General features: G+C 68.5%; 11 protein-coding genes. 4 read left to right on the forward strand and 7 right to left on the reverse strand.

The features are described 5' to 3' along the window. Positions 1–3: 3 nt before the first annotated feature. Genes VHC63_10080 through VHC63_10095 form a run of 4 tightly spaced genes read right to left on the reverse strand, consistent with a single transcriptional unit; the run spans position 4 to position 3799 of the window. Entirely contained in the window at positions 4–1266 is a 1263-nt protein-coding gene (locus VHC63_10080; GenBank protein HVV36938.1) for an AAA family ATPase, read from the reverse strand. After that, positions 1259–1795, reverse strand: a complete 537-nt coding sequence (locus VHC63_10085; protein HVV36939.1) for an RcpC/CpaB family pilus assembly protein — start codon at positions 1793–1795, stop codon at positions 1259–1261. The genes VHC63_10080 and VHC63_10085 overlap by 8 nt, the downstream gene beginning before the upstream one ends. Positions 1796–1828: 33 nt before the next feature. After that, complete coding sequence (locus tag VHC63_10090) at positions 1829–3382, reverse strand: hypothetical protein (protein HVV36940.1); 1554 nt, start codon at positions 3380–3382, stop codon at positions 1829–1831. A gap of 9 nt (positions 3383–3391) precedes the next feature. Then, positions 3392–3799 (reverse strand): TadE family protein, encoded by a 408-nt coding sequence (locus VHC63_10095; GenBank protein HVV36941.1) that lies wholly within the window; start codon positions 3797–3799, stop codon positions 3392–3394. A gap of 171 nt (positions 3800–3970) precedes the next feature. Between VHC63_10095 and coaE the strand changes: the two genes are divergently transcribed. Beyond that, complete coding sequence (gene coaE / locus VHC63_10100) at positions 3971–4573, forward strand: dephospho-CoA kinase (GenBank protein ID HVV36942.1); 603 nt, start codon at positions 3971–3973, stop codon at positions 4571–4573. Positions 4574–4648: 75 nt separating this feature from the next. Continuing rightward, entirely contained in the window at positions 4649–5071 is a 423-nt protein-coding gene (locus VHC63_10105; GenBank protein ID HVV36943.1) for a response regulator, read from the forward strand. Position 5072: 1 nt separating this feature from the next. Here the strand turns inward: VHC63_10105 and VHC63_10110 are convergent, their stop codons facing one another. Beyond that, a complete protein-coding gene (locus tag VHC63_10110) occupies positions 5073–5750 on the reverse strand; it encodes a hypothetical protein (GenBank protein ID HVV36944.1) in 678 nt (225 codons plus the stop codon). An 86-nt stretch (positions 5751–5836) separates the two neighbouring features. Here VHC63_10110 and uvrB point away from each other — a divergent pair, with 86 nt between their 5' ends. After that, positions 5837–7861: an excinuclease ABC subunit UvrB gene (gene uvrB / locus VHC63_10115; protein ID HVV36945.1), complete on the forward strand. Its 2025-nt coding sequence runs from the start codon at positions 5837–5839 to the stop codon at positions 7859–7861. Here the strand turns inward: uvrB and VHC63_10120 are convergent. Then, positions 7827–8798 carry a hypothetical protein gene (locus tag VHC63_10120; protein HVV36946.1) on the reverse strand — a complete coding sequence of 324 codons (972 nt, stop codon included), beginning with the start codon at positions 8796–8798 and terminating at the stop codon, positions 7827–7829. The genes uvrB and VHC63_10120 overlap by 35 nt on opposite strands. A 98-nt stretch (positions 8799–8896) precedes the next feature. Next, positions 8897–10267, reverse strand: coding sequence for a hypothetical protein (locus tag VHC63_10125; protein ID HVV36947.1), 1371 nt, complete (start codon positions 10265–10267; stop codon positions 8897–8899). Positions 10268–10346: 79 nt separating this feature from the next. Here VHC63_10125 and uvrA point away from each other — a divergent pair. Then, positions 10347–12880: excinuclease ABC subunit UvrA (gene uvrA, locus VHC63_10130; GenBank protein ID HVV36948.1), on the forward strand; the 2534-nt coding region annotated here is incomplete at its 3' end.

Raw genomic sequence — 12880 nt, forward strand, 5'->3', positions numbered from 1 at the left:
CTCCTAGGAAACGGCGGGGTTGGCCCGGTGGAGGAGGCGGCGCCAGCCCGAGGGCGAGGCCGCGGCGGCGACGTCGGGATCGTCGCCACCGGTGAGTTCGCGGAAGCCCTGGGTGATGCGCCGGCTGATCTCCGACGCCGGCGACGCGGCGACCACGGGCAGGCCGAGGTTGATCGACTTGCTGACTTCCTTGGCGTAGGGCAGCACCGCCGAGAAGCCCTGCGGGAACAGCTTCTTCACCTGGTCGACGTCGATGCCGACGTCGCGCTCGGCCTTGTTGAGGATGAGACGCACGTTGTCGGCGGGGATCTTCAGTCGCTCGAGCGTCGACAGGAACACGCCCATGTTGCGCACCGACGGCAGGTCGAGCGTCGCCACCGCGTAGAGCGACGACGACTGGTCGAAGGCGGCGAGCACGACTTCGGACAGGTACGGCGGGGTGTCGACGATGACGGTGTCGAAGTTCTCGCGCACGGCGGTGAGGACCTTGGTCACGTCCGGTGGCTCGATGCGATCGGCCTCGGAGGGGTCACGCGGCGCGGCCAGGACGGCGACGCCGGACTCGTGACGCACTACGTAGTCCTCGATGCAATCCTTGAGGTCGCCGGTGTCGGCCTCGCGCGCCAGGGCATCGCAGATCGTGTACTTCGGCCGCAGGTGCAGCGCGGTGGAGACTTCGCCGAACTGGAGGTCGAGGTCGACGATGCACACGCGGTGCCCCGGTACCCGCGAGAGCAGGTAGCCGAGGTTGGTGGCGAGGAAGGTCTTGCCGCAGCCACCCGTGGCCGACGCCAGCGTGACCACGGTGCCGAGCCGGCGCGCCGGCGCGTCGGCGGTCGCCGGTGCGGGCTCGGCCGTCGCCTTCGCCGCCATGGCGACGTTGCGCTCGGCGAGCTCGATGGCGCGGTTGACCGACGCCACGATCAGCGAGTCGTCCGACGGCAGCTGGAGCATGTCGACGGCGCCGGCGCGCACGATGTCGCGCATGGCGGCCGACGGCCGGCGGGTGAAGGCCAGCACGATCACGAGGTTGGTGCAGTTGTCGTGCAACATCTCGAGGCGGGCGAGGCCGGAGCGGGTGACGATGGCGGGGCCGGCGACGACGACGGTGGGCGTGGGGTCGTCCTCGACCATCTCCACGACGTCGCTCACTCGCAGGCAGGCGAACACCTCGGCCGGCTTGTCGAGCTGGTCGACGACTTCACGGAAACGGTCGGCCAGCTCGGTGGTGCGGTCGACGACGATGATGCGCGGGTTGTTAGGCATTGTGCGAGCTGAAGCCCTTCGGGATCAGGGTGCCCTGGTCGTCGCGAGCGAGCGTCAGCCACACCTTCTGGAACGTCGACAGGTACTCGATGGCCTCGGCGTCCGAGGTGCTGACCGACAGCACGTAGGTGGCGTTGCCGCCGTCGGCGCCGGGGTTGATCGCGAGCACCTTGACCTTCTGGAGCACCAGCTTGGCGACGGGCTCAGCGGTACCGGGCAGCGACGAGAACGTGCCGTAGACGTTGACGACGTCGCCCGTCTTGGCGTAGCCGGCGAGGCCCTGCACGAACGGGACGCTGACGGCGATCGCCTGATGGTCGACGGGCACGACGAAGCTCGCCGTGCCGGCGGCCGACGTGGCCGCCGCGTTGGCCGCGGCCGGCGCCGTGACCGGTGTGTCACTGCGGGCGTTGTGCGGGCTGCCGCCGTCGCGGTGGACGAGCATGCCGGCGAAGCCGACGCCAACGACGAACGTGCTGGCGCCGACGGCCATGAGGATGGTGGAGCGCTTCTTCGGGGTGGCAGGCATTGGGATGCAGTTCCTTTGGGGTTGTGGGGTCGGTTACTGGACGATGCGGGGATGGCCCCCGCAGGAGGTCGCACTGGGGTAGATGCCGAGGGCGGAGATGTCGGCCTGGCCGACGGAGACGCCGAGGCCTTCGAGGAGGGGCTTGATCGCCGGCGTCAGCGCGGTGTCGAGCGTGCTGAGCACCGTCGGCAGGGCGAGCTGGAGGACGGGAGCGAGCGCCGCGGTGGCGCCGCTGCCGGTCACGTTCACCGAGGCGAGTGAGACACCCGCACCGCTCGATCCGACGTGCTTGGTGACCGTCGGGGCGAATTCCGTCGGATACGAGAAGGTGAGCGTGGACGGGGACGCGCTGGCCACCGACGACGAGATCGTCATGTTGCCGAGCAACGTCGTGGCGGTGCCGCTGACCGTGATCGCCGCCGCCTGCCCCGAGATGCCCATGGTGGGGGAGGCGCCGCACACGATCGAGGTGAGCGTGCCCGAGGCCTGCGCCGTCGTGTAGTCGAGGGTCACGTGGGCCAAAGGCAGCAACCCGCCGAGGGGTACGTCGAGGTTGACCCGCAGCTTCACCTGGGCGTTGTCGGCGGTCGTGCCGACCGGACCGATGGCCGTCTTGGCCGGCTCGATCACGTAGGCCGACAGGCTTACTCCGGCGAGGCCGAGCAGGTTGACCCCCGTCAGCGGGATCGACACGAAGTTGGTGCCGTTCATGAGCTGCGCCGTGCCGGTGACGAGCTGGTAGGCGTTGAACTCAGCTGAGAGAACCGCGCTGTCGCTCGGCGTCGCCACGTTCAGCAGGTCGCCCAGGGTCACGGTCGTGGACGACGTGATGCTGGTGTTGATGAGGTCCTGCACCTCGGCCGCCGCCGTGCTGTCACCGTCAGCGGTGAGGGCGCTGGCGGTCGCGGCGAGCAGCTGGGCGGCGGTCAGGTGCGCACTCAACAGGTCCGACACCGTGCCGACGTTGAAGCCCGACGCGAGCAGCGCCGTCTGGAGTCGCTGGAGCGACACGTTGCCGGTGGCGAGCCCGTCGTAGCTGACGAGACTGAGGCTGCCGCTGGCACCGAGCATCGTCTTGAGCATCGGATCGAGGCGACTCTTCGACGTGTCGAGGCTGGCGAGCGTCGAGCCCACCGAGAAGGCGCCGATGGGCGAGCCGACGAGGGCGACGGCGCGGGCGGTGAGGTCCTTGCCTCCGGGCAGGAACGAGTTGGCGACGTGCGACGTGGTCGTCACCAGCACGGCGCTGGCGCCGCCCGCCGAGAAGGCGTTGGTGGTGCCGTCGACGGTGCCGACGGTCGCGGTGATCGTGTGGCTGTTGACGCCCACGACGAAGCCGTTGCGGGCCGCCGAGGCCACCGCCGCGGTCTGGGCGGCCGAGTCGTAGCCCGCCTGGTTCGTGGTGTTGAGAATGTCGCCGACGGCGCGAGCGGCGTCGAGAGCCGCCATGTCGGCCACGCTCTGGTCGCTGCGCTTGTCGATGGCGATGCGGCCGATGTCGATGCCCAGCGCGGCGGCGGCGATGCACAGCACCAGCGCGGGGACGGCCATGACGAGGATCGCGCCTCGCTCGGAACGACGCTTCATCGCAGCCTCCTAATCCAGCCGCACGACGGCGGTGGCGCGGATGTTGGTCGGGGTGGCGAGACCCATCCCGGGGGCGAGCGGGACGATGGGGTCCGACTGCCAGGGGTAGGTGATCGTCACCGTGATGCACTTGTGGGTGTCGGCCACGCTGTCGCAGCCGGCGATCGAAGCGCTGACGTCCGACGGGTGGTAGTGCGAGCCGAGCGAGCCGGTCAGGCTGTTGCCGGCCGTCGTCGTCGCCTGCGTGATGCGGCGCGAGTCGAGGGTGGCGGCCGGGAGGTCGGCGACACTCAGCGCGCTGCGAGCCCCTTCGGTCGCGGCGTGCGTGATGCTGTTCTTGGTCGAGAGCATCACGCCGAACACGGCGACGGCGTAGATGAAGAGCACGAACAGCAAGCTGACGAGTGCGAACTCCACGAGAGCCGCACCGCGATCGCTCCGGCGCCGAACTTGGGACCTTTGGCGTTCGGGAAAGTGACTCACGGACTATTCATCGTCTGGTCACCACTGATCCCTAGGGACCAGACGAGTCATTGCGAGTGATGGCCAGGACTAGTTAGTTGTGTCGTCGTTGGTACTTTTTGGCCCGTGTTGCTCATCGCATTGACTGGTGGGATCGGGGCAGGCAAGTCCTCAGCGTCGGCCTTACTGGTCGAAAAGGGCGCGGTCCTCGTGGACGCCGATGCGGTGGCGCGCGACCTCCAAAAAGCCGGAGGAAAGGCCTTTGGTCCCATGGTCGAACTCTTCGGTGAGGGGGTGGTCGGTGCCGATGGGGAGCTCAACCGCGCGGCGATCGCGGCCATCGTCTTCCCGGACAAGGAGAAGCTGGCGGCCCTGAACGCGCTGATGCTGCCGATGATCGGCGCCGAGATCGCGGCGCGTATCGAAGCCGAGCGCGCCAGCGACAACGTCGTGCTCCTCGACTTGCCGCTACTGGGCATGGGCACGACGAACAACTACGGCACTCAGGCGATGATCGTGGTCGATTGTCCCGTGGAGATCGCCCTGGACCGGGTGGTCAACGGGCCACGGGCGATGAAGCGCGAGGATGCCGAGGCGCGTATCGCCGCCCAGATCACGCGGGAGGAGCGGCTGAAGCTCGCCGACTTCGTGATCGACAACTCCGGCTCTCCCGCCGATCTCGCCCTCGCCGTCGACGAGTGCTGGAAGTGGATCCTGTCGCTGGCGTGACAGCGTTTGGTTGCTGTTGGGCGTCACGTGGGTTCGGCGGCCGATCTGGTCTCCACTGACACCAGGAGACCGACCTTGTCCATCACCGCAGAGAACCGGCCGTCACGGCTCAAAGGCAAGGTGCTCGTAGTCGACGACGACGCCGTCACCCGGCGGATCGCCAAAGAGATGCTGGCTCGACTCGGATACGACACCGAGGAGGTGGGCGACGGCGAAGCTGCCCTCGACGCTCTCGGTCACGGCGAATACGCGGCGGTGCTGATGGACTGCTTCATGCCCCGGATGAACGGCTTCGACGCCACCGCCGCCTTGCGCAAGCGCGAGGGGCGCACTCGGCACACACCTGTGATCGCCATGACGGTTTCGGGCGCCAGCGAGACGGCGCACCGCTGCGGCGCCGTCGGAGCCGACGGCTTTCTGGTCAAGCCCGTCGGCCAAGGCGATCTCGAAGAACTGCTCGACTATTGGACGGTGCGCCGGCGGGCGCAGACGCGCTGACTCAGGCGACGGTGACGTCGATGGGCGCGGCCTCGATCCGCTGATCGCTGGCGCCGCGGCAAGTCCAGTCGGGCGCGAGGTTCAGGCAGATGGTCACGCCGGCGACGAGGCGGGCGCGCCCCGACGGCGCCGTGCACCCAGTGGTCGGAGTACCGGGGTGGGTGGGGTAGTAGTCGTCGATCGCCACGTGGTCGCCCGGCGTGATCTCGAGGAAGCCGGTGGGGACGGTGGTGTAGACGTCGGCCGATCGGCATGTCTGGTCCGACCACAGCGGGCGGTCGGACGAGTCGAGGAGGGCGAAGTGGGACTCGCGGTTGGTCAAGTAGCCGATGCTGCGGCCGGTGCGGTTGGTGATCGACAACACCAGGTGGACCGCCGTGCCCCCGCGGAATGTCGCCGTCTCGTTCGTCTGTAGCACGAGGTCGACACCGGCCACGACGCGGTGCGACACGCCCGGTGGATAGGCGGCAGTGAGGGCCGTCGTGGTCGGGGCGCGGCCAGTGACCGGGACGGTGGTCGTCGAGGTGCGGTCGAGCACGGCGGCGTCGCCGATCTCGGTCTTGGGTTGGGTGCGGGGGAGTTTGTGCGCCGATGCGTCCTTGGCGGTAAACGTCGGCATCCCGCAGGCGGCCGTCAAGGCGGCCAGCACGACACACGCAACCCCGAGGCGCCCCCGCATCGTCTAAAGCTACGGCACCGGCCGCCCAGATCCCTGCTGGGGCCGGCGGGAATTCGGTGTTACACCCCTTCTATACGCTGAGCCGGATGCCTCAGTTTGAAATGGTGGCCGACTATCAACCGGCGGGCGATCAGCCGCAGGCGATCGCGCAGTTGACGGAGGGCATCGAGGCCGGCGAGAAGATGCAGACGCTGCTCGGCATCACTGGGTCGGGCAAGTCGGCCACGATCGGCTGGACGATCGAGCAGGTGCAGAAGCCCACGCTGGTGATCGCGCCCAACAAGTCGCTGGCGGCGCAGCTGGCCTCGGAGTTCAAGGAGTTCTTCCCCAAGAACCGGGTCGAGTACTTCGTGTCGTATTACGACTATTACCAGCCCGAGGCGTACATCCCGTCGAGCGACACCTTCATCGAGAAGGACAGCTCGATCAACGACGAGATCGACCGGCTGCGCCACTCCACCACCTCGGCGCTGCTGGCGCGGCGCGACGTGATCGTGGTGGCGTCCGTCTCCTGCATCTACGGCCTCGGTGCGCCCGAGGAGTACATGCGCAACCTGCTGCTGCTCAAGCCGGGCGACACCGTCGACCAGCGCGAGGTGCTGCGCAAGCTCGTCGACATCGGCTACGACCGCAACGACGCCAACCTCGTGCGCGGCAAGTTCCGCGTCCGCGGCGACATCATCGAAGTGCACCCAGCCTACGAAGAGGCGTCGGTGCGCATCGAGCTGTTCGGCGACGACGTCGAGCGCATCACCCGCATCGACCCGGTCACCGGCGAGATCATCGCCGTGCTCGACGACCTCGCCGTGTGGCCCGCCACCCACTACGTCACCGGCAACGAGCGGTTGCGCGAGGCGATCGTGCGCATCGAAGACGAGTTGCAGCAGCGACTGGCCTTCTTCGAAAAGGAGAACAAGCTGCTCGAGGCGCAGCGGCTGCGCATGCGCACGTCCTACGACCTCGAGATGATGGCCGAGGTCGGCTACTGCAACGGCATCGAGAACTACTCACGCCACCTCGACGGTCGCGCCGCCGGCGAACCACCCTCGACGCTGCTCGACTTCTTCCCCGACGACTATCTGCTCGTGATCGACGAGAGTCACGTCACGGTGCCCCAGCTGCACGGTCAGTACGAGGGTGACCGGTCGCGCAAGGAGACCCTCGTCGACCACGGCTTCCGTCTCCCGTCGGCGGCCGACAACCGCCCGCTGCGCTACGACGAGTTCGCCGAGCGGATCAACCAGGTCATCTTCGTGTCGGCCACGCCGTCGCCCTACGAGCTCAAGCACTCGGCGCGCGTCGTCGAGCAGATCGTGCGCCCGACCGGCCTGATCGACCCCGACGTGATCGTGCGCCCCACCAAGGGCCAGATCGACGACCTCATCAACGAGATCAACGGACGGGTCGACCGCGGCGACCGCGTCCTCGTCACCACCCTGACCAAGAAGATGGCCGAAGACCTCACCGAGTACTTGCTCGAGCAGGGCCTGAAGGTGCGGTACCTGCACTCGAACATCGACACCGTCGAGCGCATCGAGATCCTGCGCGACCTGCGCCTCGGCGAGTTCGACGTACTCGTGGGCATCAACCTGCTGCGCGAGGGCCTCGACCTGCCCGAGGTGTCGCTCGTCGCCATCCTCGACGCCGACAAGGAGGGCTTCCTGCGCTCCGAGACCTCGCTCATCCAGACGATCGGGCGGGCGGCGCGCAACGTCGACGGTCAGGTCGTGATGTACGCCGACACGATGACCGACTCGATGAAGCGCGCCATCTCGGAGACGACGCGCCGGCGCGGGGTGCAGCAGCAGTACAACGAGGAGCACGGCATCAACCCGCAGACGATCCGCAAGGCGGTCAACGACCTGCTGTCGATGTTGCGCCCGTCCGGTACGGCGCCCGTCCCCAACAAGGGGGCGCGCAACCGCATGCGCGACAGCAACGTGCTCGCCGGCCTGGGCGAGCTCGAACACGACCAGCTGGAGCGCCTCATCCGCACGCTGGAAGAGGAGATGCACGAAGCGGCGGGCGACCTGCGCTTCGAATACGCCGCTCGCCTACGCGACGAGATCGGCGACCTCAAGAAGAAACTGCACGAGATGGTCGAGGCCTAGCGAGCCCGATCCGCCAGGGCGCGTTGGCCATCGCCACCACGCCTTCGGCGGCGAAGCACGCCACGGCGGGTCCCATGGTGAGCGCCCAGTAGTTGCGACCCACGAAGACGGCGAGGGGCACCATCACCGCGGCGTGGAGGAGCAGGGTTCGGGCGCCGCGGTCGTAGCCCCAACGGCGTACCAGCCCCGCGGCGCCGAGCGCGCCGCCGGCGAGGCCCACGAACCAGCCAAGGGGATGGTCGAACGGGCTCAGCGCGTTGCAGACGTACTGCCAGGTGAGGTGATCGGTACCGAAGGGCGTCTGGGTGCCGGTGGGCGACAGGATCGCGGACGCGAGACCGGCGTGCACCACGGCGAACCCGGCGCCGAGCGCGCCCACCGGCCACCACCACTTCCGGTCTTGGGTGACGACGAAGCCAACCACGAACGCGACGGCGTACAACTCGCGGACGGCCGCCGCCGAGGCGAGGAGGACGGCCGCAGCCGCCCATCGCTCGTTGCGGAGCGCGAGCACCCCGCCGAGCAGCAAGGGCAGTCCCCACAACTCGGCGTGCAGGTACAGGAACGCCGACGCCGACATCAGCCATAACCCCATTACGGCGACGGCGATCGGCCCGCCGAACTGCTCGACGCTGCGGCCGAGCCTCCAGGCGAGTAGGAGGCTAGCGAGGAATACGAGGCCGACGGCCCAGCGCCACAGCGGTCGCGGGATCGCCGAGACGACGACGAACATCGTCGGCGGGCGCACGGCTCGGATCTCACTCGGCGGTGCGCCCTCCTTGCTGACGAGCGCCTCGCGCATGGCGGGGTAGTAGCCCATGCCGTGTTGCATGGCGACGAGCGTGTGCGAATAGACCGCTTCGTCGACGTCTTCGAGGTGCGGGTTGGTCCGCAAGCCCATGACGGTGGCGAGCACGGCGAAGACGAGCGCCAGCACGACACTGAGACGATCTCCACGACGCGGGCGGATCCGAACGGCACCGGTCACCGCACCCTTATCGGACGAAATCCCAACCTGTTGAGAAATACCTGCGATTAGCGGAGATCCACGAAGATCGCGGTGAAGACGTGGTGTGGTGACGTGATCGTCGCCAGCCGCCTCCCATGTGGGGGTTGGCGGTGGCCGGGAGTGAAGAGAGAGATCTGCGGCGTTACCTGGGCGCGGGTGACGAGCGTCTCCTTCACCATGCGCAGGTGACGCCCGACGCGATCGGTGCGCAGGGGCCACGGCAGGCCGCTTACGTCGTTGAGCACGACGACCGTCGGCGACGTCTCCATGCGGTCGATGTGGCGGAGTTCGGAGGTGACGCGCCGTTCGAACGCGTGCCACTCGTCCGGGTAACGGCGCAGCTGCATGCCCTCGAAGCCGGGCGTAGTGGTCGCGGGCACGGCGAAGAGGGCGAAGAGAACCACGACCAGCGCCGCGGTCACGCGGGCCACCGCCGTGCTGGTCACGGCGCCGCGCAGGGCGACGATGGCGACGTAGGCGACGAGCAGCGGCGCGAGATCGACGGCATAGATCTCGTACCACATCTCCCAGCCGATGAAGAGCACGGCGATGCCGGCCACGGCCAGCGCCCCCAGCACGAGGGCGCGCCACTCGAGGCGGCGGCGGAGCAGCAGGAGGCTGAGCGTCAGCACCGCCGCCGCCTCCACGTAGGGCCCGCGGTTGCCGTGCGTGACGTGGGAGTGGACCTGGGCCTGGAAGCGCAGTTGGTCGAGGGCGACCGAGGCGTTGAGCAACAGGTGCAGCGCCTGAAAGACCACGAAGGCCGCCGCGACACCGGCGACCGCCCACTCGGAGCGCCGCGTCGGCGGCCGATCGGTCCGGCGGAGGAGGTTCGGCACGGCCAGGACGAGGGCGAACGGGACGCCCGCCGAGTGCGAGACGCAGGCGAACGCCGCCAGGCTCAGGGCCAGCACGCGTCGGTCGTGCATTGTCGCCGCCGCCGACCACGCGACGAAGGCGAGGACCATTGTCTCGGGGCGGGCGATGTTTGCCCCCGCGATGGCTTCGGGTGTCACCAAAAAGAGGGCGGCAGCCGCCGCCCCGGCGATCGGCGGTACGCCGGCGCGCCGCCCCGCCGCGAAGAACCCTCCGGCGGCGGCGATCAGCAGGGCGAGGCTGACCCAGCGCGCCGACTCCACCGCCAGCGGAGCGAAGCGCAGCACCGGCGCCCATACGAAGTACATCAACTCGGGCTCCCAGAACATCCCGTGGGGTGCCGACAGCTGGGGGGCGGACAACGTGAAGTGCCGCGCCAATTGCGCGGCCGGCGTCATGAAGTCGATCTCGTCGGGCCAGGGCGACGGGAACGTCGTGCCGGCGAGCAGGTGGAGCACGACCGCCGCGATCGCGCCGGCGCCCAGGATGCCGAGCGCGAGCGGGAGGCGTTCCTTCGTCACGGCTCCGGGAACCTAGCGGTACCTGTACCAGAACACACGTTCGTCCAACGAATCACACAGGTGTAGTAAATTGCCGACAATGTCTGAACGGCTGGTGGTGCGCGGCGCGCGGGAACACAACCTCCAAAACGTCAACCTCGACCTGCCGCGCGACCAGCTCATCGTGTTCACCGGGCTCTCGGGATCGGGCAAGTCGTCGCTCGCCTTCGACACCATCTACGCCGAGGGCCAGCGCCGCTACGTCGAGTCGCTGTCGGCCTACGCCCGCCAGTTCCTCGGCCAGATGGACAAGCCCGACGTCGACTTCATCGACGGGTTGTCGCCGGCGATCTCGATCGACCAGAAGTCGGCGTCGCGCAACCCGCGCTCGACCGTCGGCACCATCACCGAGGTCTACGACTACCTCCGGCTGCTGTTCGCCCGCATCGGCATCCCGCACTGCCCGAACGACGGCTCGATCGTGCGCCGGCAGAGCCCGCAGCAGATCGTCGACCGCATCCTGGAGTTGCCGGAGGGCACACGCTTCGCCGTGCTGGCACCGATCGTGCGCGGTCGCAAGGGCGAGTACGAAGGCTTGCTCGACGACATCGTGCGGCAGGGCTTCACCCGCGCCCGCGTCGACGGCGACATGATCGACCTCACCGAGGGGCGCGACGAGATCAAGCTGGCGCGCTACGAGCAGCACACGATCGAGATCGTCGTCGACCGCCTCGTCGTGCGCGACAACGTGAAGCGACGCCTGACCGATTCGCTGGAGACGGCGCTGCGCCTGGCCGAGGGCGTCATCGAGATCCAGATCGTGCCCCGCGAGGGCGAGGAGACTGACGAGGAGATCGGCGACACGCTGACGTTCAGCCAGCACCTGGCGTGTCCCAAGTGCGGCACGTCGTTCGAAGAGCTGGCGCCGCGCAACTTCTCGTTCAACTCGCCCTACGGCGCCTGCGCCACCTGCTCGGGTCTCGGCACACGCTTCGAGGTCGACCCCGATCTGGTGGTGCCCGACCCGGAGTTGTCGCTCAACGACGGCGCCATCAACCCGTGGAAGGGCCAGACCGGCGAGTACTTCCAGCGGCTGCTCGTCGCCGTCGCCGAGAACTACGGGTTCTCGCCCGACACGCCGTGGGAGAAGCTCAAGAAGGCGCAGCAGAAGATCCTGCTGTGGGGCGCGGGCAGCACGCCGATCAAGGTCACGATCCGCAACCGCCACGGCCGCGAGCGCACGTACTCGACGCACTACGAGGGCATCATCCCGTTCCTCCAGCGCCGCCACGCCGACTCCGACTCCGACTGGGTGCGCGAGCAGATCGAGCTGTACATGCGCGAGGTGCCCTGCGTCGACTGCAACGGCGCCCGGCTCAAGCCGGCGTCGCTGGCGGTCACGATCGGCGACACCAACATCGCCACGGTGTCGTCGATGTCGATCGGCGAGGCCGCCGCGTTCCTCGGCGGCGTCGAGCTGACCGAGCGCGACAAGATGATCGCCGAGCGCGTCGTCAAGGAGATCAACGACCGCCTCAAGTTCCTGCTCGACGTCGGCCTCGACTACCTCACCCTCGACCGCTCGGCGGCCACGCTCGCCGGCGGCGAGGCGCAGCGCATTCGCTTGGCGAGCCAGATCGGATCCGGTCTCGTGGGCGTGCTGTACGTGCTCGACGAGCCCTCGATCGGTCTGCACCAGCGCGACAATCACCGGCTGATCGAAACGCTCATCCGCCTGCGCGACCTCGGCAACACGGTCATCGTCGTCGAGCACGACGAGGACACGATCGCAGTGGCCGACCACGTCGTCGACATCGGCCCGGGCGCGGGCGAGCACGGCGGCAAGGTCGTCGTCAGCGGCACGGTGGCGCAGCTGAAGAAGAACAAGGAGTCGCTCACCGGCGCGTACCTGTCGGGGCGCAAGAAGATCGTGGTGCCGGCGGAGCGGCGCAAGCCCGGCGGCGACTGGCTCGTCGTCAAGGGCGCCCGCGAGCACAACCTCAAGAACATCGACGTCGAGTTCCCGCTCGGCACCTTCACCTGCGTCACCGGCGTGTCGGGTTCGGGCAAGTCGTCGCTCGTCAACGACATCCTGCTCAACGCGCTGATGCAGAAGGTGTACAAGTCCAAGACGCCGCCGGGAAAGCACGCCGGGATCGAAGGCCTCGAGGCACTCGACAAGGTGATCGCCATCGACCAGTCGCCGATCGGCCGCACGCCGCGGTCCAATCCGGCGACCTACACGGGCGTGTTCGACCACATCCGCAAGCTGTTCGCGTCGGCCCCCGAGGCCAAGGTGCGCGGCTACCAGCCGGGCCGCTTCTCGTTCAACGTCAAGGGCGGCCGCTGTGAAGAGTGCGCCGGCGACGGCACGATCAAGATCGAGATGCACTTCCTGCCCGACGTCTACGTGCCCTGCGAGATCTGCCACGGCGCCCGCTACAACCGCGACACGCTGGAGGTCACCTTCCGGGGGAAGTCCATCGCCGAGGTGCTCGACCTCTCGTGCGAGGAGGGCCTGGCCTTCTTCGCCAACCAGCCGTCGATCGCCCGGCACCTCCAGACGCTGGTCGACGTCGGACTGGGCTACGTCCGCCTGGGCCAGCCCGCCCCCACCCTGTCGGGGGGAGAGGC

The sequence above is a fragment of the Acidimicrobiales bacterium genome (genome assembly GCA_035546775.1).
In the GTDB taxonomy this organism is placed as follows: Bacteria; Actinomycetota; Acidimicrobiia; order Acidimicrobiales; family JACCXE01; genus JACCXE01.

Excerpts from the sequence above, each read along its gene's own strand:
- VHC63_10080 (HVV36938.1), bottom strand. The coding sequence starts at position 1,266 with ATGCCTAACAACCCGCGCATCATCGTCGTCGACCGCACCACCGAGCTG.
- VHC63_10085 (HVV36939.1), bottom strand. The coding sequence starts at position 1,795 with ATGCCTGCCACCCCGAAGAAGCGCTCCACCATCCTCATGGCCGTCGGC.
- VHC63_10090 (HVV36940.1), bottom strand. The coding sequence starts at position 3,382 with ATGAAGCGTCGTTCCGAGCGAGGCGCGATCCTCGTCATGGCCGTCCCC.
- VHC63_10110 (HVV36944.1), bottom strand. The coding sequence starts at position 5,750 with ATGCGGGGGCGCCTCGGGGTTGCGTGTGTCGTGCTGGCCGCCTTGACG.
- uvrB (HVV36945.1), top strand. The coding sequence starts at position 5,837 with ATGCCTCAGTTTGAAATGGTGGCCGACTATCAACCGGCGGGCGATCAG.